The organism is Streptomyces sp. UC4497 (assembly GCF_054871485.1).
Map to the genome: position 1 here is coordinate 432,218 of NZ_JBTYHB010000002.1, position 21,012 is coordinate 453,229.

The following is a 21,012-nucleotide window of genomic DNA, read 5'->3' on the forward strand; positions in this document are numbered from 1 at the left end:
TTCTCCCGCAGCACCGAAAAATAGGAGGCACCCGGTGGCGCGCGGCGCGTAGCGTGCGCCCCCATGACCGTGATCGTGCGCGCGCTGCACCTCGACCGTCCGGCCGACACCGAGGCCTTCGCCCGGATCCGCCGCACCTGCCTCCCCGCCATGCTCGCGACCCCGGCCTCCGTCGCGTACGCCGCCGCAAACGCCCACCCCGACGCCCACTACCGCCAGCTGCTCGCGCAGACCGGCGACGGCGAGGTGATCGGCACGGCCCAGGTCGGTATCGCGTACGACAGCCCGGAGCCGGGCCAGGGCTACGCGAACGTATACGTGCATCCGGAGCACACGGGCCGCGGCGCCGGCACCCTCCTCCTGCGCACGGCGGAGGAACACCTCGGCCGGCACGGCGCCACGGAGGTGCACTGCTGGGCCCTGGACGCCCCGCGCAACCTGGCCTGGGCCGCCGCCCACGGCTACCGCTCGAGCCGCAGCGCCCACTTCCTGCGCCTCGACCTCACGACCGGCACCCTCCCGCCCCGCCAACCCGCCCCACCCAACGTGGAGTTGCGCACCGCCTCCGACTACGCGGCGGACCCCCGCCCCCTCTTCGACCTGGACGCGGAGACCACCACCGACGAGCCCGGCGACATCCAGGCCGAACTCACCGATTACGAGCAGTGGTTGCGCGACACCTGGCACCACCCCCTCCTCAACCAGGCCCTGACGACGGTCGCAGTCGTGGACGGCACCCCGGCGGCCTTCACCGCGGCCCTCACCGACGGCGAAGGACGCTACGTCTCGGGCATGACCGGCACGGCCCGCGCCTTCCGCGGCCGCGGCCTCGCCAAGCTCGCCAAGAACGACTCCCTGCACCGGGCCCGCGCCGCGGGCATCACGGTGGCGTACACGGGAAACGACGCCGGGAACGAACCGATGCTCGCGATCAACAAATGGTTCGGCTACACCCTCGACACGACGGAGATCCGCCATGTCCGCACCCTCACCCCCTGACACCGCCCTCCACGTCCACCTGGTCAAAGCGGGCCGCACAAAGATCCGTTACCCGGTGGACCTCCTCCACGACGACGGCACCCGCATCACCGTCCGCGCCGCCTGGGCGGGCGACGGCGTACGCGACTTCGGCTTCGTCCAGTTCGCCCCCGGCGACGTCTTCACCGAGCACTACTGGCGCGACCGCTGGTACGCCGTCAAGGAGGTCCGCACCGGCGACGGCACGCTGAAGGGCTGGTACTGCGACATCACCCGCCCCGCCGTGCGCGCCGACGACGGCGACATCCGCTCCGAGGACCTCGACCTCGATCTGTGGGTGTCGGCGGACGGCAGCCAGGTGATCCGCCTGGACGAGGACGAGTTCGCCGAGAGCGGCCTCACCGACCGGGCCCCCGAGGCCGCCCAGGCGGCGATGCGGGCCCTGGACGACCTCGAACTCCTGGCGAAACGAGGCGAGTTCCCGCCCCTCCCGGAGCCCCTCCCGGATCACCTCACGTAACGCCGACCACCGCGTACCGCTCGTCCGCGACCTCCCGCCCCCACAGCCGCGCGTCCCCCGACAGCGGCTCCCGGCGGACGCCCGCGACGAGCGGCGCGAGCGCGTCCGCCAGCCGCGCCGCAGGTATCCCCGCCGGACTCACCTCACCCCAGACCCCCTCCACCAGCACGATCCGCCCACCGGGCCGCAACAGCGACACCCACCGCCGCAGCACGGCCCCCATGTCGGGCAGCATCCACAGCACGTGCCGCGCGAACACCACGTCGTACGCCCCCGCCGGCACCGGCGGCTCCGCCGCGTCCCCGAGCAGAAACTCCGCGTCACGCCCCGCCAGCTTGCGCCGGGCGAGCTCCAACATCCCGGGCGCACTGTCCACTCCGGTCACACGATGCCCCCGCTCGGCCGCGAGGAGTGACATACTCCCCGTCCCGCAGCCGAGGTCGACCACGTCACATTCCCGCTCCGGCAGCCACCCGGCCAGCCTCTCGGCCCAGGCGGCACGCACCTCGGGATCCCGCAGCCCATGGTCGGGTTCGTCGTCGAATTCCCCCGCCATCGCGTCCCAGTCGATCGCGCCTTCGGGCGTTCCCCCAAATGTCGTCATGGCCCCACCGTGACATCCGCCACTGACAATTGCGCTTCGAAGGGCCACGCTCCGGGAACAGGTCTACAACGGCACCACGTTGGGGCCCGTGTAGGTACAGGAGGCACCATGCGCCGAGTGACCATGCACAAGCCGACCGGGGCGAGCACCATCACGCGCCGGTTGCGCGAGGATGCGGCAGACATGAAGCAGGAACGCCCCGAAGTGCGCAAGGACGTCCGCAAGACGTGGTGGCCGGACGAGTGAGCGGGGCCGGACGGATGCTGCGCAGACCCTGAGCCGTCAGGACGGCCCCAGCCGCTTGCGGTAGTGGATCCGGTCGAAAGGGCCGTCCGTACGGCGCTCCACGACCTCGTATCCGTAGCGCGGGTACAGCTCCTGGTTCTCCCACATGAGTGCGTTCGTGTAGAGCCGCACCTCGGGAAGGCCCAGTACGCGCGCGTGCTCGTCCACGAAGGTGAGCAGACGGCGGCCCACCCCCTGCCCATGGGCGTCGGGGTGGGCCGCGATGCTGTCGAGGAAGAGATGGTCGGAGCGCGGCTCGACCACCACCAGGCCGAGCACGTCCGGTTCCCCGGTGACGTACACCCGGCCCGCCGCCACGTTCGCCGCGTGGTCGGCCTCCATGGGCGCGGGCACGACGCCAATGCGCTCGATGTAGTGGTGGAACGCCGCGTCCGTGACCGCCTTGACGGCGGGCACGTCCGCGGCTGTCGCCAGGCGGATCCCGGGTGCTGGGCTCTCGTTGGTCATGCCGTCCTGTCTACGTCACTTCCCCTCCCGCGCACCACCAGCTTCTTCAGCAGCGGCCACGCCACGATGAGCAGGACGACCGCGTAGACCGTGACGGAGAACGGCGTGTTGACCAGGCCGCTGACGCTGCCGTCGCTGATCTGGAGGGCTCGGCGCAGCTGTTGCTCGGCGTTCGGGCCGAGGATGACGCCGATGACGGCGGGCAGCACGGGCAGTCCGTAGCGGCGCATGCCGAAGCCGATGAGGCCGATGATCAGCAGGATGACGAGGTCGATGGCCTCGCCTCCGACCGCGTACGCGCCGACCGCGGCGAAGAAGAGGATGCCGGCGTAGAGGTACGGGCGCGGGATGCGCAGCAGCTTCGCCCAGACGGGGGCCAGGGGCAGGTTCAGCGCCAGGAGCAGCACCATGCCGACGAAGAGGGATGCGATGAGGCCCCAGACCAGCTCCGGTTCGCGTTCGAAGAGGAGCGGGCCGGGCTGGATTCCGTACTGCTGGAAGGCCGCCAGCATGACCGCCGCGACCGCGGTCGTCGGCAGGCCGAGCGTCAGCATCGAGACCAGGGTGCCGGCCGCGGATGCCGAGGACGCCGATTCGGGGCCCGCGACGCCCTCGATGGCGCCCTTGCCCCACTCGTCCTTGTGCTTGGAGAGGCGCTTCTCGGTGACGTAGGAGAGGAACGTGGGGATCTCGGCGCCGCCCGCGGGGATCGCGCCGAACGGGAAGCCGATGAGCGGGCCGCGCAGCCAGGACTTCCAGGTGCGCTTCACGTCGGAGCCGCCGAGCCAGGGGCGGCCGACCGGGATCGCCTCGCCGCTCGTGCGGCGCAGATGGGCGGCCACCCACAGGGCCTCGCCGATGGCGAAGAGGCCGACCGCGACGATGACGACGTCGATGCCGTCGGCGAGCTGCAACGAGCCGAAGGTGAGCCGCTGTTGGCCGGTCATCTGGTCCAACCCGACCAGGCCGAGTGTGAGGCCGATCAACAGGGACGCCAGGCCGCGTACGCGGGACGAGCCGAGGACCGAGGTCACCGCGATGAACGCGAGGACCATGATGGCGAAGTAGTCGGGCGCGCCGATGTCGACGGCGAGCGAGGCGACCTTCGGGGCGAGGGCGACCAGCAGGATCGTGCCGATCATGCCGCCGGCGAAGTGTCCGATGGCGGCGGCCGCGAGGGCCTGTGCGCCGCGTCCGGACTTCGCCATGGGGTTGCCCTCCATGGCGGCGACCACGGCGGCGCTCTCACCTGGGGTGTTGAGGAGGATCGAGGTCGTCGAGCCGCCGAACATGGCGCCGTAGTAGATGCCCGCGAACATGATGAACGCGCCGGTGGGTTCGAGGCCGTACGTCACCGGGAGCAGAAGGGCGACCGCCATCGCGGGGCCGATGCCGGGCAGGACACCGATGGCCGTGCCGAGCAGGACGCCGATCGCCGCCCACAGGAGGTTGATGGGCGTGAGGGCTGTACCGAAGCCGTCGAGGAGGGAGTTGAGGGCGTTCATGGGGTCACAGCACCTCCATCAGGGGGCCGCCCGGCAGGGGGACGCCGAGCAGGTTGTTGAAGAGGACGAAGGTGAGGAGGGAGAGGCCCGCGGCGATCAGGGGGTCGCGGGTGAGGTGGCGGCTGCCGAGCGCGTACGCGGCGCCCCAGAACAGCAGCGCGCCCGCGAGCGGGAAGCCGATCGGTTCGATGAGCACGGCGGTGGCGAGGAAGACGCCCGCGAGCAGCAACACGGTGCGCCAGTCGGCGGGTTCGGACAGGTCGACGTCCTCGCCGGCCTCGGCCTCTCCCCTGCCGCCGCGCAGTACGTCGACGGCGAGCAGGAGGGCGACGGCGAGCAGCCCGATACCGACGACGATCGGTACGGTCTTCGGGCCGACGGGGCCGCGCTGGGCGATGTCGACGTTCATGGTGAGCGCGTCGGTGAGGACGAGCACGCCGAGCGCCAAGAGGAGTACGCAGACGCCGAGTTCGGAGTGGTCGCGCAGCCAGGACGTGCGTGTGCCCTCGTCCGAGCGGGTTTCGGTGGCCGTCACGGGCTCTACCGGATTCACAGGCCCAGCTCCTTCAGTACGGACACGACCCGCTTGTCCTCGGCGTCGAGGAACGTCCCGAAGTCGTCGCCGACGAGGAACGCGTCGTCCCAGCCGTTCGTCTTCAGCGACTTCTTCCACTCCTTGGAAGCGTGCAACTTCCGTACGAGGTGGGTGAGTTTGTCGCGCTGGGTGCCGGACAGGCCGGGCGGGGCGACGATGCCGCGCCAGTTGGTGAAGTCCACGTCGTAGCCGGACTCCTTGAGCGTGGGGCCGTCGAGGCCGCTGGCGCGTTCGGGTCCTGTGACGGCGAGGAGGCGCAGTTCGCCGCTCTTGATCTGGTCCAGGTACTCGCCGACGCCGGAGACGCCGAAGGCGACCTTGTTGCCGAGGATGGAGGCGAGGAGTTCGCCGCCGCCGTCGAACGGGACGTAGTTGACCTTCTTCGGCTGGATGCCCGCGGCGCGCGCCATCAGCATGGGCGCCAGGTGGTCGGGGCCGCCGGGCGAGGAGCCGCCACCGACGGGCAGCTTGCCGGGGTTCTTCTTCCAGGCGTCGATGAGCTGCTTGATGTTCTTGTACGGGGAGTCCTTCGCGACCACGACGACATCGGGCTCCTCGGTGAGCCGGGCGATGGGCGTGGTGTCGGCGAGGGTCTTCGGGGAGTGGTTGGAGCGGGCGGCTCCTACGACACCGAGACCCATGGACATCGCGAGTTTTCCGTTGCCGTGTTCGCCGACGAGGCGGGCGAGGCCGACGGTGCCGCCCGCGCCGGGCAGGTTGAACACCTCGACGTTGTGGGTGAGTTCGGCGTCCTCGGCGTTCTTGGCCGCGGTGCGTGCCGTGATGTCGTAGCCGCCGCCGGGGGTGTTGGGGACCATGAGGCGCAGGCCGGGGATCTGGGTGCCGGTGTCGGCGCCGCTGCCCGAGGTGAGCAGCGGCGGCCCCACCAGGACGAGCAGCGCGGCCCCGAGCAGGGCGAGGGGTGTGCGCAGGCGCACGTGTGCCACCACCTACTGGTTCGGTTTCGGATTCGTGTGAAGTGGCCCACATGTTGCCTACGCGTTAACAAGCTGTCTCCCTTCCGCAAGCAACGGACGTTGTGGTCCTTGTGGTCGCGCACCTACTCTGCGCCAGTGACAAAGGTCTTGATCAAGGTCTTGATCGTGGACGACGACTTCATGGTTGCGAAGCTGCACAGCCGGTACGTGTCCGCGATGGACGGGTTCGTGGTGGCCGGAGTGGCGCACAGCGGCGCGGAGGCGTTGCGCGCCGCGGAGTCGCTGCGGCCCGATCTGGTGCTTCTGGACGTGTACTTGCCGGACATGGACGGCATCGAGGTGTTGCGGGCGCTGCGGGCCGCGGAGGAGCGGGATCCGGCCCGTACCGCGGTGGACGCGCTGTTCATCACGGCGGCGCGGGACGCGGAGGTGGTGCGGGCGGCGCTGCGGGCGGGGGCGCTGCACTATCTGATCAAGCCGTTCAACCAGGCCGCGTTGCAGGAGCAGTTGAGGCATGTGGCGGCGTTGCGGACCCGGCTCGACGATCTGGACGAGGCCCGTCAGGAGGACGTCGACCAGATCTTCGGGGCCCGCCCGCCGGGGTCGCGGGAACTGCCGAAGGGCCTCGCCGCGCACACCGCGGACCTGGTGGAGCAGACGCTGCGCGCCCACCCGGGCGGCCTGTCGGCGACGGAGTGCGCCCAGGAGGCGGGCACGCTGTCGCGGGTGAGCGCGCGCCGGTATCTGGAGTTCTTCGCGGGGACGGGGCGGGCGCGGGTGACGCTCCGGTACGGCGGGACGGGGCGGCCGGAGCGGCGGTATCGGTGGGTGTCCTGAGCGGAGTCTGAGGGGCGTCTTAAGGGGGCCATAAAGATCCACTCGGAGCGCTCCCAAGGGCCGAACAGCGCGTTTTTTCGGGCTAACTTCCTTGCCACACCCCCCGATGCACTCGATCAAGGAGTACCCCCATGCCCGCAAGCCGTCGCAAGCTCGCCGCGCTCACCACGGTCGGAGCGATCCCCCTCGCCCTCACCGCCCTGTCCGCGACCCCCGCGGCAGCCCACGGCACGCTCGGTGATCCGGCCAGCCGCGTCGCCGCCTGTTACGCGGAGGGCGCCGAGAGCCCCACGTCGGCGGCGTGCAAGGCGGCGGTCGCCGAGGGCGGCCCGCAGGCCCTGTACGACTGGAACGGCATCCGTGACGGTGAGGCGGCCGGCAAGCACCAGGAGAACATCCCCGACGGCAAGCTGTGCTCGGCGAACTCCGACGAGTTCAAGGGCATGGACCTGGCCCGCGACGACTGGCCCGCGACGAAGGTCTCGGCCGGCTCGTACACCTTCAAGTACAAGGTGACCGCCCAGCACAAGGGCACCTTCAACCTCTACATGACGAAGCAGGGCTACGACCCGTCGAAGCCGCTGAAGTGGTCCGACCTGGACATGGAGAACCCGGTCGCGACGAAGACGGACCCGACGGCGTCGGGCGGCTACTACACGTTCTCCGGGAAGCTCCCGGACCGCACGGGCCGCCAGCTGATCTACGGCATCTGGCAGCGTTCGGACAGCCCGGAGGCGTTCTACTCCTGCTCGGACGTGACGTACGGCGGCGCGTCCACCGCCTCGGCGTCCACCACGGCCGCCGAGCCGTCGGACGAGCAGATCGCGGCGGACGCCGACAAGTCGACGGTCGACCACAGCGGTATGGAGATGGGCGACGACGCGCACACGACGCACGAGACCCACGAGTCGGCCGCGCCCGCCGCCGCGGACGACGCCAACTCCCCTGCCGCGCAGGGTGGTTCGCAGAAGCAGAGCCTCGCGGAGACGGGTGGCGACTCCACCACCCCGTACATCGCGATGGGCGGCGCGGCCGCCCTGGCGATCGGCGCGGCGGGCCTGTTCGCCTCGATGCGCCGCCGCGCGACGACGGCCGGCCGCCACGGCCGCTGACCGCAGCGCCACAGACCGGACCGCCGCCTCCCTGTCCTTCGGGAGGCGGCGGTTCTCATGCGTGGATCGGACGGACCGTCACCAGGTGGGCCTGATGGGCCCATTGGGCGCGATGGCGAGCAACCGCTCGGCGAGTGCGTGAGCCTCACCCTCCCCGAGCCGCTCGACCCAGGGCCGCACCGCTTCGGCGGACGCCTCCTCCGCGGCCCGGGTGCAGTCCCACCCGCGCCCGGTCAGCACGACGAGCCGGGCCCGCGCGTCCTGCGGGTGGGGCCGCCGCTCGGCGTACCCCTTGCGCACCAACTCGTCGACGAGCTGACTCGCGGCCTGCTTGGTCACACCGAGGTGCGCGGCGAGCTCCGTGGCGGTGGCGTCCCCGTAGGAGAGCCGTACGAAGGCGAAGCCGTGGGCGGGCCGGATGTCGTCGAACCCCCTGGCCACGACCCCTTCGTGGATACGTCGCGTCAGCTCGCTCGCGGCGGCGAGCAGGGCGGAGGTCAGGCTCAGGGCTTCGGCGTTCTGCACGCGGCCATTCAAACACCCTTGACGAGATGGTCAAGCAGCCTGACTATATGGTCAAGCAGCTTGACTATCGCGCAGGACAAGCCATGAAGGAGAAGCCATGCCGGTGATCCGCGCCTCGGAGGCCGTCGTCCACGAACTGCACGGCGTCCGCTTCGTCTCGTACGCCACCCCCGCCACCGGCAGCAAGGAGCTGTGCGCCTGGCGGGGCGAGATCCCCGCGGGCACGAAGGGGCCCGCGCACACGGTCTCCCGCGAGGAGATCCTCCACCTGCTGACCGGCACCCTGCGGCTCTCCCTCGACGGCACCCCGCACACCCTCGCGCCGGGTGACACCGCGATCGTGAACGCGGGTACGACGCTCGGGGTGGAGAACCCGGCGGACGAGCCGGCGACGATGTGGGTGACGACGTCGGTGGGTCTTGAGGCGGAGCTGGCGGACGGGACGCGTATCGCCCCGCCGTGGGCCCGGTAGTGCCGACCGGTCAGGCCGCGTGCGGTGGCGCCGCGGCCGGGCGGATCGCGGTCGGGCCGAATTTCCTCCGGGCGCGGTCGACCGCGTCCTCGATGCGGCGGTCCCGCTCGTCGGTCGGGTCGAACAGGAGCTGCCGGGAGGCCAGTTCGGCCGGTACCAGGCGGTCGGCCCGCAACGCGAAGGACCGCACGCGGGCCCGCTGCAACCCGAGCCGGTCGTGGAGTTCGTACGCGAGCGAGGTCAGCGTCGGGGTGTGGGCGGACGCCTCACGCAGGGCGCGGGTACGCGTGGTCGTGCTGCGGTCCACGTAGCGGACGGTGAGGGTGAGGGAGCGGGTCGTCTGCTCCTCGGCGCGCAGTCGTAGGCCGAGCCGGTCGGTGAGGGCGAGCAGTGCGGCGCGTTGCCGGTCGCGGTCCAACTCGTCCTGCGGGAAGTCGTGTTCGACGCGGATCGAGCGGGCCGGGGCCGCCGGGACCACCGGTGTCGGGTCGAGGCCGCGGGCCGCGTCGTAGAGCCGGCGCCCCGCGGCGGCGCCGAGGATCCGCTGGAGGGTGCCGAGCGGCGCGGCGGCGATCTTCCCGACACTGTCGAGGCCGTACGAGGACAGGGTGCGGGCGGTCGCGGGCCCCACGCCGTGCAGGGCGGCGGCGGACTTGTGGGCGAGAAAGGCGGCGACCGCGTCCAGGTCGTCGGGGAGTTCACGAACCGCCGAGGGCGGCCCGTCGACGGCGACCATCCGGGCCAGCATCGGGTTCGCGGCGACGCCGATGGTCGAACGCAGCCCGTAAAGGCCTCCGGTCCGCGCCCGGATACGCTCGGCCAGAGCCACCGCGTCCGTGCCGAAGTAGCGCAGGCTGCCCGTGACATCGGCGAGCGCGGCGTCCGGCGGCAGCGCCTGCACGAGGGGCGTGAACTCGGCCAGCAGGGCGAGCAGATGGAGGTAGAGCTGCTCGTCCACCAGGTCGTGGAAGTGGACGTACAGGATCTGCGTCGGCACCGCTTCCTCACTTCCTCGCGTCGTCCGCGTCATCCCGCGCTACCCGGACTCTGGTGCCACAACTTGCGGCTCTGCTTGACGGGTTCGCCGGGTGGCTGGAGGTCCGCCCAGGGGTGCAGGTCGTAGCCTGTCTCCAGGCGGATGCTGCGGCCGTCCGCCGGTGTGTCCGGCGTGGGCCGCTCCGCGGTGAGCCGGTCCGTGACCGCGGACAGGCCGCCCGTGCGGCGCAGTTCGGCGAGTTCGGTCAGGTCCCAGGCGGCGGATCCGGTGACCGACAGCGCCTTTCCGCTGCCGCCGCCCCTGCGCTGCACCACGCCGCGTACGAGCAGCAGCCAGGAGTGGAAGACGGTGTGCGCGCTCGCGTCGTGGCTGTCCTCGAAGAACGCGCAGTCGACAAGGCCCGAGGTGTCGTCGAGCGTCGTGAAGATGACGCGCTTGCCGGAGCGGACCGGCGGCGTCTGCACGGCACCCTTCGCGCCGGCGACCAGGACCACCTGCCCGTGCGGCAGATCCTTCAGCCGGTGCGCGGAGGCCACACCCAGCTCGTCGAGCAACTCCCGGTGTTCGCCCAGGAGATGGCGCGAGGTGTCCATGCCGAGCACGCCGAGCTCGGCGCCGAGCCGTTCGACGTCGTCGAGGTCGGGCAGCTGGGCGGGGGCGACCGTGTCGGGGGCCGCGTCGGTCTCGCCGAGCGCCAACTGCCCCTGAGCACCGCCCCGTCCACTCCGCTGCGACTCGGCGATGTGCAGCATCAGGTCCCGCCGGTTGCGACCGAAGGCGTCCAACGCGCCGACCTGCGCGAGCCGTTCGGCGACCGGACGGGACGGGCGGGCACGGGAGAGGAAGTCCTGGAGCGAGACGTAGGGGCGCCCCGCGACGATCCGCTCCGCCTCGGCCTCGCTCATGCCACGCACATCGTCGAGCGCGAGCCGGATCCCGTGGACGAAACCGCCGAAACGGCCGGAATCGTCCCCGCCATCAGACACCAGTTCGATTCGATAGGCCGGGTCCGACGCGTTCACATCGAGCGGCAGCACCGGCACCCCCCACCGCCGCGCGTCCGCGAGCAGCAGCCGCTTCGGATACATGCCGGGGTCGTGCGTGAGCAGCCCCGCGTAGAACGCAGCCGGATGGTGCGCCTTCAGCCATGCCGACTGGTACGACGGCACGGCGAACGCCACGGCGTGCGCCTTGCAGAACCCGTACGCGCCGAACGCCTCGATGATCTCCCAGGTCCGTGTCACGACCTCCTCCGTGTATCCGCGCGCCCGCGCCTGCTGCTCGAACCAGGTCCGCACCCGCCCGACCTGGTCCGCCTTCGAGAGCGCCCGCCGCGTGTAGTCGCCGAAGGCGAGGCTGCACCCGGTCATCACGTGCAGGATCCGGATGATCTGCTCGTGGAAGACGACCACGCCGCACGTCTCCTCCAGCGCGTCCTTCAGATCCGGATGCGGGTACGCGGGGGCCTGCTTGCCGTGCCGTGCCTTGATGAACGGGTCGACCATGTTGGCCGCGACCGGCCCGGGACGGAACAGCGAGATGTCCACGACCAGGTCGTGGAAGGTCTCGGGCAGCAGCCGCGCGAGCAGATCGCGCTGGCCGGGCGACTCGGTCTGGAAGCAGCCCAAGGTCTGGGAGGACTTGATGAGTTGATACGTCTTCGGGTCGCCGGGCGGCACCTGTTCGGGGTCGTCGAGATCGATGCGGTTGCCGGTCACCCGCTCGATCTCGCCCACCGAGTGCGCCATCGCGGACTGCATCCGCACCCCGAGCACGTCGAGCTTGAGCAGCCCGAGGTCCTCCACGTCCTCCTTGTCGAACTGGGACATGGGAAAGCCCTCGGTGCTGGTCGGCACGACCGGGGTGCGCCGCAGCAGGGTCGTGTCGGAGAGCAGCACCCCGCACGGGTGCATGGCGATCCCGCGCGGCAGCGCGTCGAGCGCCTCGACCAGGTCCCACAGCTTCGGCGGGTACGCCTCCGGGTCGATGCCGCGCAGCTCCGGCAGCTCCTGGAGCGCGGAGCGGGCGTCGCGGGCGCGGATGTGCGGGAAGGACTTCGCGAGCCGGTCCACCTCGGCCGGCTCCATGCCGAGAGCGAGGCCCACATCTCGTACGGCATGGCGGACCCGGTAGGTCTCCGGCATGGACACGGTCGCCACCCTCTCGGGTCCGAAGCGGTCCAGGATCGCCCGGTAGACCTCCAGGCGGCGGGCGGACTCCACGTCGATGTCGATGTCGGGCAGCTCCATGCGCTGCTCGGACAGGAAGCGCTCCATGAGGAGTCCGTGTTCGACCGGGTCGGCGGTGGCGATGCCGAGCAGGTGATTGACGAGGGAGCCCGCGCCGGAGCCGCGCGCGGCGACCCGGATGCCCAACTCCCGCGTATCGGAAACCACTTGGGCGACGGTGAGGAAGTACGAGGCGTAGCCCTGCCGTTCGATCAGGCCCAGCTCGTCCTCCAGGCGCTCCCAGTACCGGCGCTTGTAGTCGTAGCGGCGGGCCAGCATCGCGGCGTCACAGCGCGAGCGAAGCACCCGGTCGGGGGTGCGCCGGGCGGCGCCGACGAGGTCCGGCTCGGGGAAGTACACCCGGCCGAGCCCCAGGTCGTCCTCGGGGTCGACGCGGCAGGCCTGGGCGGTCTCCTCGGTGACGGCGAGGAGGCGGCGCGCGGTGTTGGCGCCGTATCCGGCGGCCTCGGCGACCTGCTCGGCGACGCGCGCCATGTCGGCGGCCGGCTTGAGCCACCGCTCGCCGCTGTCGAGCGTGCCGCGCGGGTCGATCGGCACCAGGCGGCGCGCGGAGTCGAGCACGTCCGCGACCGGGCCCTGTCCGGCGTCGGCGTAGCGGACGGCGTTGCTGAGTACGGGGGTGATCCCCTGGTCCGCGGCGAACCCGAGGGCGCGGGCGGCGTGCCGCAGCGAGCCGGGTCCTGTGCCGCTCAGGCCGTGGGAGACGACCTCGATGCGCAGCGCCGCGCTCCCGTACCGCTCACGCCAGGGCGCGAGGAGCCGGGCCGCGCGGTCCGGGCGGCCGGCGGCGAGCGCGCGGCCGACGTCCGAGTCGGGGCCGAGCAGTACGAAGACGTGGTCCGCGCCCTCTTCGCCGAGCACGTCCCAGGGCAGCAGCGGGCGTCGGCCCTGCCCGGAAACGGCGGTGACATCCCGGTGCGCCGCGGTGACGAGCCGACACAGTTCGGCCCAGCCGTCCGCGCCGTCCCGGGCGAGGAACGCCACGCGCTGCGCCGTCTCGTCGACGAAGGCGCCGCCCCGGGCGGGGGTGCGCCGCCGTTCGGTGCGTTCGGCGGCTTCGGCGGGTGCGGCGACGGCGAGGTCCACCCCGAACAGTGGCCGGATACCGGCCCTGCTCGCGGCCTTGGCGAAGCGGACGGCGCCGCCGAGGGTGTCCCGGTCGGTCAGGGCGAGCGCGTCGAGCCCGCGCGCGGCGGCCCGCTCGGCGAGCGCGTCCGGATGCGAGGCCCCGTACCGCAGGGAGAAGCCTGAGGCGGTGTGCAGATGCGTAAAACCCCGCATCCGAACCACCTCGTCACTACTCCCCCCTCTATCCGACCTGTCACACCAGCCTCATCAGGGCCGATGCCCTCACCGTAAACCATGTTCGAATACTTGTGCGAGTCGAAACCGCCACCCGGGAGCCACCGCCCAGGACCCGCCACCCACCCGTTCGGCCCTCCCCGACTGCATGAGCCGGGGCCTCACCCGAGCGTTGAGGCATGAAGTTCGCCGAAGAGTTCAAGAACGCCGTCACACCCAGAGCCGCGCTCCTCGTCATCGGTGTCCTGGCTCTCCAGCTCCTGTTCATCACCTCGTACGTGGGGGCGCTGCACAATCCGAAGCCGAAGGACGTCGCGTTCGGCGTCGTCGCGCCGCAGCCCGCGGCGGCGAAGCAGCTCGCGCAGCAGCTGGACAAGCTGCAGGGGTCCCCGCTCGACGCGCGGGTGGTCAAGGACGCGAAGACGGCGCGCGAGCAGGTCATGAACCGGGAGATCGACGGCGCCCTGGTGTTCAACGCGAAGAGCCCCCGGGACACCCTCTACGTCGCGTCCGGCGGCGGCACCGTCCTGGCGTCCGCGCTGGAGGGGCTGGCCACCACGATCGACGCCCAGCAGCAGCGCACGGTGCGGACCGTCGACGTGGCGCCGGCATCGGTGCAGGACTTCGACGGCCTCTCGGCCTTCTACCTGGTCGTCGGCTGGTGCGTCGGCGGCTATCTGTGCGCCTCGATCATGTCGATCAGCGCAGGGTCCAAGCCGGCGAGCCCGCAGCGGGCCGCCATCCGGCTCGGCTCGCTCGCGGTCTTCTCGATCGTGGGCGGCATCGGCGGCTCGCTGATCATCGGCGACTCGATCCTGGGCGCGCTGCCAGGATCCTTCTGGGGCCTGGCCGGGCTCGGCGCCCTGATCACCCTCGCGGTCGGCGCGATCACGCTCGCCCTGGAGGAACTCACCGGCGTCGTCGGCATCGGTCTCGCGGTGCTGCTGATCGTCGTCGCGGGCAACCCGAGCGCGGGCGGCGCCTTCCCGCTGCCGATGCTGCCGCCGTTCTGGCAGGCGATCGGCCCGTGGCTGCCGCCGGGCGCGGGCACCTGGGCGGCCCGCTCCATCGCCTACTTCAAGGGCAACGACCTCACCCAGTCCCTGCTCGTCCTGTCCGCGTGGGCGGTGGTGGGCATCGCCGCGACGCTGCTCGTGTCGGGCCTGCGCGAGAAGCGGCGGGGTGTAGTGCGGACGGCGGCTGCGGCGGAGCCCGCCGAATCGTGACGGTCACACGCTGCGACGGAGCCCGTCGAGTCGTGAGGTGACACGACTCGACGGGCTCGGACCGAAGCCCCGAGGGCCCTACTCGGTCCCGTAGTACGCCTGCCGCATCAGCCGCTGCATGTCGTCGATCATCGGCATCCGCGGGTTGGCGGGCGCGCACTGGTCGGCGTAGGCGTTCATGGCCTGCTGCGGCAGGGCCTCCATGAACGCCTGCTCGTCGACGCCCTCCTCGCGGAACGAGGCCGGGATCCCGCACCGCTCGCGCAGTTCCTCGACCGCCTTCGCGTAGGACTCGACACCCTCTTCGGGGGTGGCGGCCGGCAGGCCGAGCATCTTCGCGATGTCCTGGAGCCGCTCGGGCGCCTTGTACGTCTCGGCCTTCGGCCACGGCGTCGCCTTGTACGAAACGGTGCCGTTGTGCCGGATGACGTGCGGGAGGAGCAGCGCGTTGGTGCGGCCGTGGGCGACATGGAAGGTGTTGCCGAGGGTGTGCGCCATGGCGTGGACGAGGCCGAGGAAGGCGTTGGCGAAGGCCATGCCCGCGATGGTCGACGCGTTGTGCATCTTCTCGCGCGCCTCGGGGGCCCTGGCGCCGTCCTTCACGCAGGCTTCCAGGTTCTCGAAGATGAGCTTGATCGCCTGGAGGCACTGGCCGTCGGTGAAGTCGTTCGCGTACACGGAGACGTACGCCTCGGTGGCGTGGGTCAGCGCGTCGAAGCCGGAGTCGGCGGTCACCGTGGGCGGCAGGTTCATCGGCAGCATCGGGTCGATGATCGCGACGTTCGGGGTGAGCGCGTAGTCGGCGAGGGGGTACTTCTGGGCGGCGGCCGGGTCGGAGATGACGGCGAAGGGGGTGACCTCGGAGCCGGTGCCCGACGTGGTCGGGATGGCGACGAGCTTCGCCTTCTCCCCCAGCTGCGGGAACGTGTAGGCCCGCTTGCGGATGTCGAAGAACTTCTCCTTCGTGTCCGCGAACTCGATCTCCGGGTGCTCGTACATCAGCCACATGATCTTCGCGGCGTCCATCGGCGAGCCACCGCCGAGCGCGACGATCGTGTCGGGCCCGAAGTCCCGCATCACGGCGGCGCCCGCCTGCACGGTGGCCAGCTCCGGGTTCGGCTCCACGTTGTCGATGACCTGCAAAGTCACCGGCTGCGTACGCGAGTTGAGGATGTCGGACACCTTCTGCACGAAGCCGAGGGCGCCCATCGTCTTGTCGGTGACCACCGTGACGCGGTGCACGTCGTCCATCTCGGCGAGGTACTTGATGGCGTTCCGCTCGAAGTAGATCTTCGGCGGGATCTTGTACCACTGCATGTTGGTGTTGCGCCGCCCGATCCGCTTGATGTTGACGAGGTTGACCGCGGAGACGTTGTTCGAGACGGAGTTGTGGCCGTAGGAGCCGCAGCCGAGGGTCAGCGACGGGAGGAAGGCGTTGTAGACGTCGCCGATGCCGCCGAAGGTCGAGGGTGAGTTGACGATGACGCGGATCGCCTTGACGCGGCGGCCGAACTCCTCGGCCAGCTCCTCGTCCTCGGTGTGAATGGCGGCGGAGTGGCCGAGACCGTTGAACTCGACCATCTGCGCGGCGAGTTCGAGCCCGTGCCCGGTGTCGCGGGCCTTGAGGGCGGCGAGGACCGGGGAGAGCTTCTCGCGGGTGAGCGGCTCGCCGGGGCCGACCTCCGCGCATTCGGCGACGAGGATCGAGGTGTCGTCGGGGACCTCGAAACCGGCCTGCTCGGCGATCCAGGCGGCGGACTTGCCCACCACGGACGCGTTGAGCTTGGCGCCCGCGCAGTCACTGCCGTGGGCGGTGGTACCGAAGACGAACTCCTCCAGCTTGGCCTTCTCGGCGGCCGTCACCACGTGCGCCTTCAGCCGCTGCAGCTCGGCGATGCCGTCCTCGTAGATCTCCTGGTCGAGGATGACGGCCTGCTCGGAGGCGCAGATCATGCCGTTGTCGAAGGCCTTGGAGAGCACGATGTCGTGGATGGCGCGGCCCAGCTTGGCGTCCTTCGCGACGTACGCGGGCACGTTGCCCGCGCCGACGCCGAGGGCGGGCTTTCCGCACGAGTACGCGGCCTTGACCATGGCGTTTCCGCCGGTGGCGAGGATCGTGGAGACGCCCTCGTGGTTCATCAGGAGGCCCGTCGCCGCCATGGACGGCTCCTCGATCCACTGCACGCAGTGCGCGGGGGCGCCGGCCTCGATCGCCGCGTCGCGCACGATGCGCGCGGCCTCGGCGGAGCACTTCTGGGCGCCGGGGTGGAAGGCGAAGACGATCGGGTTACGGGTCTTCAGGGCGATCAGCGCCTTGAAGATCGTGGTCGACGTGGGGTTGGTGACGGGGGTCATCGCGCAGATCACGCCGACCGGCTCGGCGATCTCGGTGATGCCGTTGATCTCGTCGCGGGAGATGACACCGGCCGTCTTCAGGCCGCGCATCGAGTTCACGACGTGCTCGCAGGCGAAGAGGTTCTTGACCGCCTTGTCCTCGAACAGGCCCCGGCCGGTCTCCTCGACGGCGGCCTTCGCCAGGTCTCCGTGGTGGCTGAGCGCCGCGAGCGACGCCTTCTTGACGATGTGGTCGACCTGTTCCTGGTCGTACGTCTCGAACCTCGCGAGCGCCTCACGCGCTCCAGCGACCAGTTCGTCGACTGTCCCCTCGACATCCACGGCAGGCTCCCTTTTTCACGCCTTTTCGCTGATGCCTCAATTCCACACCTTTACGCTCCGCTGAGGGGGCGGAGAACGGCCCTGACCTGCGGGACCAAAGTCCCTGCGGATGCGGGGCGCCACGAAAAAGCCCCGCCCCCGGTTTCCCGGGGGCGGGGTACGAACGTGCCGGTCAGCCGATTTCCGTGCCCGTGGCGGAGAGCGCCTCCGTCACCGGCTGGAAGAAGGTCTCGCCGCCGGCCGTGCAGTCGCCGCTGCCGCCGGAGGTGAGGCCGACCGCCGAGTCGCCCGAGAAGAGCGAGCCGCCGCTGTCACCGGGCTCGGCGCAGACGTCGGTCTGGATGAGGCCGTTGACGATGTCGCCGTTGCCGTAGTTCACGGTGGCGTCCAGGCCGGTCACCGTGCCGTCGTGCACCTGCGTGGTGGAGCCGGAGCGGGTCACCTTCATGCCCACGGTGGCGTCCGCCGCCTTGGTGATCTGCTGCGCGGAACCGTTGTAGAGGTTGACCTCGCTGGGGTGGTCGACGTCCGCCGTGTACTTCACCAGGCCGTAGTCGTTGTCCGGGAAGCTGGAGTCGGCGTTCGTGCCGATCTCCTGGCCGCTGGAGTCGGACCACGTGGAGATCGACTCGGTGCAGTGGCCCGCCGTGAGGAAGAACGGCTCGCCGCCCTTGACCACGTTGAAGCCGAGGGAACAGCGGCCGCCGCCCCCGCTGATGGCGTCGCCGCCCGCGATGAACGGCTTGAACTCGCCCTGGCTGCGCTTGAGTTCGGCCTTGCCGCCGAGCTTCTCGACGACTCCGGTGAGCTGGTTCCAGTCGGCGCCCTTGACCGTGCGGTCGGCGGTGACGACGACCTTGTTGGTGGCGGGGTCGACGGCCCAGGACGTGCCCGGGATGGTCGCGTCCTGCTTCAGGGTCGTCCGTGCGCCCTTCAGCTCCGCGAGGGAGTTCTGGACGACTCTGGCCTTCGCGCCGGCGGCCTGCGCCGTCTGCGCGGCCTCGTCGTTCAGGACATTGACGACGAGCTGCTTGGTCTTGGCGTCGTAGTAGCTGCCCGCCGAGTTCTCGCCCAGGTCCTTGGTCAGGCTCGAGGCGAGAGTTCCGGCCTTGGCGATCGAGAGCTTCTGGGCCACCAGGTCGGGAGTGTCGGTGCTGGCGTTCGCAGTCTGGAAGGTGATGCCGGCTGCGGCCAGGGCGAAGATTCCCGCTCCGACCACTGCGGCGCGCCGCTTGGGTATGCGTCGGTGCTTCAACTCACGTCCTCCTGTGGGGGGTTGGGATACCGGTTCGAGTGGGGTCGGACCGGATCCGTGAGGCTGACTGGGCCACTATCCCGACCGTCACAGGGGGCACACAAGGTCGACTTCCGGACGCGCGTTCGTCAAACGTCGTACGCCCTTCACCACTTGGGTGCGCCCCCGCGCCGCACGTCGATCCCCACTACAAACACACCGCGCACCCATGGATGGGCGGAGGGTGAGGTCTAGTCCTGTCCGGATTTCGCCCCTGCTTGCCCGTTGTTCACCACGGGCTCGGGGGTGCCCGTCGCGCTCTTCTTCTCGAACGCGGGCGTGGGCGCCGGCGTCTCGGTGAGCCCCGGCAGTGCCCCCTCGGCGAGTTGGGTGACGGCCGCCTTCGCCGCGTGCGCCGCGTCCCCGGGCGTGGCCCGCTCCAGGAAGCGCAGGAGCTCGACCGGGAACGGCAGCACCAGCGTGGAGTTCTTCTCGGCGGCGACCGCCACCACCGTCTGCAGCAGCCTCAGTTGGAGCGCGGCCGGCTGGTCGGACATCACCTCGGCGGCCTGGGCGAGCTTCTTCGAGGCCTGCAATTCGGCGTCGGCGTTGATGACACGGGCACGCCGCTCACGGTCGGCCTCGGCCTGCCGGGCCATCGACCGCTTCATGGTCTCCGGCAGCGATACGTCCTTGATCTCGACCCGGTCGATCTGCACACCCCAGCCGACGGCCGGGCTGTCGATCATCAACTCAAGGCCCTGGTTGAGCTTTTCGCGGTTCGACAGCAGATCGTCGAGATCGCTCTTGCCGATGATGGAGCGCAGCGACGTCTGCGCCATCTGCGAGACGGCGAACCGGTAGTCCTCGACCTGCACCACGGCCTCGGCAGCGTCGACCACCTTGAAGTAGATGACGGCGTCCACCCGCACCGTCACGTTGTCCCGCGTGATGCCGTCCTGCGCGGGCACCGGCATCGTCACGATCTGCATGTTGACCTTGCGGAGCCGGTCCACGAACGGCACGACCATCGTGAACCCGGGCCCCCGCACCGACCGGGTGAGCCGGCCGAGCCGGAACACCACCCCGCGCTCGTACTGTTTGACGACCCGCGCCGCGGACATCACGTAGACCCCGCCGGCACATAAGACGGCCACTCCCGCCGTCACCAGTTCCTCGACCATCTCACGGTCCCCCAGGGTCCGAAGTGGGCGCAAAAGGCGTGTACTTCGACGGTAGCCCCGTAAGGGACACATAGGGAGAGCCCGTACACAGGGAGAGCCCCCGCCCGGCCGAAATGGCCGGGCGGGGGCTCCTGCTGCTGGCTGCGACTGCCGAACGTGATCAGAGGTGGAGCGGTCGGATCAGTAGACGCTCACGCCGTACGCGCTGAGCGCCTCCGTCACCGGCTGGAAGAACGTGGTGCCGCCGGAGGAGCAGTTGCCGCTGCCGCCGGAGGTGAGGCCGTAGGCGGTGGAGCCGCCGTACAGCGGGCCGCCGGAGTCGCCGGGCTCGGCGCAGACCGTGGTCTGGATGAGGCCGGAGACGATGTCGCCGCCGCCATAGTTCACGGTGGCGTTGAGGGCGGTGACCCGGCCGCTGTGGATACCGGTGGTGGAGCCGCGGCGGGTGACGGTGGTGCCCACGGACGGCGTGGCGGCACGCGTGATGTCCACGCTGCCGACGGTGCCGGGAGGTGTGGAGGCAGTGGTCGGGTACTTGACGATGCCGTAGTCGTTGCCGGGGAAGCTGGACCCGGTGGTGCTGCCGATGACGTTGGTGCGACCGGAGTTGGACCACCAGGTCCCGGCGCCGTCGGTGCAGTGCCCGGCGGTCACGAAGTAGTAGGCCCCTGCGCTGTTCTTGACGTTGAAGCCGAGGGAGCAGCGCCAACTGCTCGCGTAGATGGCGTCGCCGCCGGACACCAGCTTCTTGAAGGTGCCCGCCGTGCGCTCGATCTTGAGGGCGCCCGCGGTGTCACCCGCTTCCTTGCGGATCTTGTTGATCTCGGCCTGCGAGACCGTGCTGTCGACGGTGACGACGACCTGTTTGGTCTTGGCGTCGACGGCCCACGCGGTGCCGGCGACATCGGCGGAACGCACCGCGTCACGGGTCTGCGTGAGTTCCGCTGCGCTGAACGTGTTCGCTGTGTCGGACGCGTTGGCGGAGGGAATCGCGAAAGCTGCCACGGCCAGGAGACCGGAACCGACGGCGATCAGCCGGGTCGATCTGGCTCTGCCGCTGCGGGGGGTACTGCGCTTGTTCCTCACTGCTCGTTCCTCCCATAGGGAAGTCGGGGGCCCTCGTGGGGATGGGGCCCGTGAGGCGCAGCCAGGCGCACGGCGAGGATCCGGATTCCGGACACGTCGTGCTCCTGACAATCGCTGAACGGGAGTATTCGCCCGCTCAACTGCCGTGCACAAGAGCGCCTTTTGGACTTCCGCCAGATCTTCGCAATACGCCCCCGCCCCGCTGGAGGAAGCGCGGGG

19 protein-coding genes are annotated in these 21,012 nt (G+C 70.6%); 7 read left to right on the top strand and 12 right to left on the bottom strand.

Annotation, left to right across the window (positions count from 1 at the left end):
* Window positions 1-63: 63 nt before the first annotated feature.
* Window positions 64-999: a GNAT family N-acetyltransferase gene (locus ACYSUO_RS04705; protein WP_461774690.1), complete on the top strand. Its 936-nt coding sequence runs from the start codon at window positions 64-66 to the stop codon at window positions 997-999.
* Entirely contained in the window at window positions 977-1,498 is a 522-nt protein-coding gene (locus ACYSUO_RS04710; RefSeq protein ID WP_461774691.1) for a ribonuclease FAU-1 family protein, read from the top strand. The genes ACYSUO_RS04705 and ACYSUO_RS04710 overlap by 23 nt, the downstream gene beginning before the upstream one ends.
* Here the strand turns inward: ACYSUO_RS04710 and ACYSUO_RS04715 are convergent.
* Complete coding sequence (locus ACYSUO_RS04715; protein WP_461774692.1) at window positions 1,491-2,102, bottom strand: class I SAM-dependent methyltransferase; 612 nt, start codon at window positions 2,100-2,102, stop codon at window positions 1,491-1,493. The genes ACYSUO_RS04710 and ACYSUO_RS04715 overlap by 8 nt on opposite strands.
* Before the next feature lie 108 nt (window positions 2,103-2,210).
* Here ACYSUO_RS04715 and ACYSUO_RS04720 point away from each other — a divergent pair, with 108 nt between their 5' ends.
* Window positions 2,211-2,348, top strand: coding sequence for a hypothetical protein (locus ACYSUO_RS04720; RefSeq protein WP_461774693.1), 138 nt, complete (start codon window positions 2,211-2,213; stop codon window positions 2,346-2,348).
* 36 nt (window positions 2,349-2,384) lie between these two features.
* Here the strand turns inward: ACYSUO_RS04720 and ACYSUO_RS04725 are convergent, their stop codons facing one another.
* Genes ACYSUO_RS04725 through ACYSUO_RS04740 form a run of 4 tightly spaced genes read right to left on the bottom strand, consistent with a single transcriptional unit; the run spans window position 2,385 to window position 5,893 of the window.
* A complete protein-coding gene (locus ACYSUO_RS04725; RefSeq protein WP_461774694.1) occupies window positions 2,385-2,855 on the bottom strand; it encodes a GNAT family N-acetyltransferase in 471 nt (156 codons plus the stop codon).
* Window positions 2,852-4,360 carry a tripartite tricarboxylate transporter permease gene (locus tag ACYSUO_RS04730; protein ID WP_461774695.1) on the bottom strand — a complete coding sequence of 503 codons (1,509 nt, stop codon included), beginning with the start codon at window positions 4,358-4,360 and terminating at the stop codon, window positions 2,852-2,854. Before ACYSUO_RS04730 ends, ACYSUO_RS04725 begins: the two co-directional genes overlap by 4 nt.
* A gap of 4 nt (window positions 4,361-4,364) precedes the next feature.
* A complete protein-coding gene (locus ACYSUO_RS04735) occupies window positions 4,365-4,895 on the bottom strand; it encodes a tripartite tricarboxylate transporter TctB family protein (RefSeq protein ID WP_461774696.1) in 531 nt (176 codons plus the stop codon).
* Window positions 4,896-4,909: 14 nt separating this feature from the next.
* Complete coding sequence (locus tag ACYSUO_RS04740) at window positions 4,910-5,893, bottom strand: Bug family tripartite tricarboxylate transporter substrate binding protein (RefSeq protein WP_461774767.1); 984 nt, start codon at window positions 5,891-5,893, stop codon at window positions 4,910-4,912.
* Window positions 5,894-6,040: 147 nt separating this feature from the next.
* Here ACYSUO_RS04740 and ACYSUO_RS04745 point away from each other — a divergent pair, with 147 nt between their 5' ends.
* Window positions 6,041-6,730, top strand: coding sequence for a response regulator (locus ACYSUO_RS04745; protein ID WP_461774768.1), 690 nt, complete (start codon window positions 6,041-6,043; stop codon window positions 6,728-6,730).
* A gap of 131 nt (window positions 6,731-6,861) precedes the next feature.
* Window positions 6,862-7,842, top strand: coding sequence for a lytic polysaccharide monooxygenase auxiliary activity family 9 protein (locus ACYSUO_RS04750; protein ID WP_461774697.1), 981 nt, complete (start codon window positions 6,862-6,864; stop codon window positions 7,840-7,842).
* A gap of 78 nt (window positions 7,843-7,920) precedes the next feature.
* On the opposite strand, the gene ACYSUO_RS04755 is transcribed toward ACYSUO_RS04750, so the two are convergent.
* On the bottom strand, window positions 7,921-8,367 hold the full coding sequence (locus ACYSUO_RS04755; RefSeq protein ID WP_461774698.1) for a MarR family winged helix-turn-helix transcriptional regulator: 447 nt from the start codon (window positions 8,365-8,367) through the stop codon (window positions 7,921-7,923).
* A gap of 97 nt (window positions 8,368-8,464) precedes the next feature.
* On the opposite strand from ACYSUO_RS04755, the gene ACYSUO_RS04760 reads away from it, so the two are divergent.
* Window positions 8,465-8,839, top strand: a complete 375-nt coding sequence (locus tag ACYSUO_RS04760; RefSeq protein WP_461774699.1) for a cupin domain-containing protein — start codon at window positions 8,465-8,467, stop codon at window positions 8,837-8,839.
* Between the two features lie 10 nt (window positions 8,840-8,849).
* Here the strand turns inward: ACYSUO_RS04760 and ACYSUO_RS04765 are convergent, their stop codons facing one another.
* Window positions 8,850-9,869: a DNA polymerase Y family protein gene (locus ACYSUO_RS04765; protein WP_461774700.1), complete on the bottom strand. Its 1,020-nt coding sequence runs from the start codon at window positions 9,867-9,869 to the stop codon at window positions 8,850-8,852.
* Entirely contained in the window at window positions 9,866-13,366 is a 3,501-nt protein-coding gene (locus ACYSUO_RS04770; RefSeq protein WP_461774701.1) for a DNA polymerase III subunit alpha, read from the bottom strand. The genes ACYSUO_RS04765 and ACYSUO_RS04770 overlap by 4 nt, the downstream gene beginning before the upstream one ends.
* 200 nt (window positions 13,367-13,566) lie before the next feature.
* On the opposite strand from ACYSUO_RS04770, the gene ACYSUO_RS04775 reads away from it, so the two are divergent.
* Complete coding sequence (locus ACYSUO_RS04775; RefSeq protein WP_461774702.1) at window positions 13,567-14,613, top strand: DUF3533 domain-containing protein; 1,047 nt, start codon at window positions 13,567-13,569, stop codon at window positions 14,611-14,613.
* 78 nt (window positions 14,614-14,691) lie between these two features.
* Here ACYSUO_RS04775 and adhE read toward each other — a convergent pair whose 3' ends face one another.
* From adhE to ACYSUO_RS04795, 4 genes are all read right to left on the bottom strand, one after another.
* Window positions 14,692-17,289: a bifunctional acetaldehyde-CoA/alcohol dehydrogenase gene (gene adhE, locus ACYSUO_RS04780; RefSeq protein ID WP_461774703.1), complete on the bottom strand. Its 2,598-nt coding sequence runs from the start codon at window positions 17,287-17,289 to the stop codon at window positions 14,692-14,694.
* Between the two features lie 172 nt (window positions 17,290-17,461).
* Window positions 17,462-18,544 (bottom strand): S1 family peptidase, encoded by a 1,083-nt coding sequence (locus ACYSUO_RS04785; RefSeq protein ID WP_461774704.1) that lies wholly within the window; start codon window positions 18,542-18,544, stop codon window positions 17,462-17,464.
* Between the two features lie 230 nt (window positions 18,545-18,774).
* Window positions 18,775-19,707, bottom strand: a complete 933-nt coding sequence (locus tag ACYSUO_RS04790; RefSeq protein WP_461774705.1) for a slipin family protein — start codon at window positions 19,705-19,707, stop codon at window positions 18,775-18,777.
* 180 nt (window positions 19,708-19,887) lie between these two features.
* On the bottom strand, window positions 19,888-20,793 hold the full coding sequence (locus ACYSUO_RS04795; RefSeq protein WP_461774706.1) for a S1 family peptidase: 906 nt from the start codon (window positions 20,791-20,793) through the stop codon (window positions 19,888-19,890).
* Window positions 20,794-21,012 lie beyond the last annotated feature (219 nt).

Bases quoted from the DNA above. Each gene is read 5' to 3' on its own strand.
- ACYSUO_RS04705 (WP_461774690.1), top strand. From the start codon at position 64: ATGACCGTGATCGTGCGCGCGCTGCACCTCGACCGTCCGGCCGACACC.
- ACYSUO_RS04710 (WP_461774691.1), top strand. From the start codon at position 977: ATGTCCGCACCCTCACCCCCTGACACCGCCCTCCACGTCCACCTGGTC.
- ACYSUO_RS04715 (WP_461774692.1), bottom strand. From the start codon at position 2,102: ATGACGACATTTGGGGGAACGCCCGAAGGCGCGATCGACTGGGACGCG.
- ACYSUO_RS04720 (WP_461774693.1), top strand. From the start codon at position 2,211: ATGCGCCGAGTGACCATGCACAAGCCGACCGGGGCGAGCACCATCACG.
- ACYSUO_RS04725 (WP_461774694.1), bottom strand. From the start codon at position 2,855: ATGACCAACGAGAGCCCAGCACCCGGGATCCGCCTGGCGACAGCCGCG.
- ACYSUO_RS04730 (WP_461774695.1), bottom strand. From the start codon at position 4,360: ATGAACGCCCTCAACTCCCTCCTCGACGGCTTCGGTACAGCCCTCACG.
- ACYSUO_RS04750 (WP_461774697.1), top strand. From the start codon at position 6,862: ATGCCCGCAAGCCGTCGCAAGCTCGCCGCGCTCACCACGGTCGGAGCG.
- ACYSUO_RS04760 (WP_461774699.1), top strand. From the start codon at position 8,465: ATGCCGGTGATCCGCGCCTCGGAGGCCGTCGTCCACGAACTGCACGGC.
- ACYSUO_RS04765 (WP_461774700.1), bottom strand. From the start codon at position 9,869: ATGACGCGGACGACGCGAGGAAGTGAGGAAGCGGTGCCGACGCAGATC.
- ACYSUO_RS04770 (WP_461774701.1), bottom strand. From the start codon at position 13,366: ATGCGGGGTTTTACGCATCTGCACACCGCCTCAGGCTTCTCCCTGCGG.
- ACYSUO_RS04775 (WP_461774702.1), top strand. From the start codon at position 13,567: ATGAAGTTCGCCGAAGAGTTCAAGAACGCCGTCACACCCAGAGCCGCG.
- ACYSUO_RS04790 (WP_461774705.1), bottom strand. From the start codon at position 19,707: ATGGTCGAGGAACTGGTGACGGCGGGAGTGGCCGTCTTATGTGCCGGC.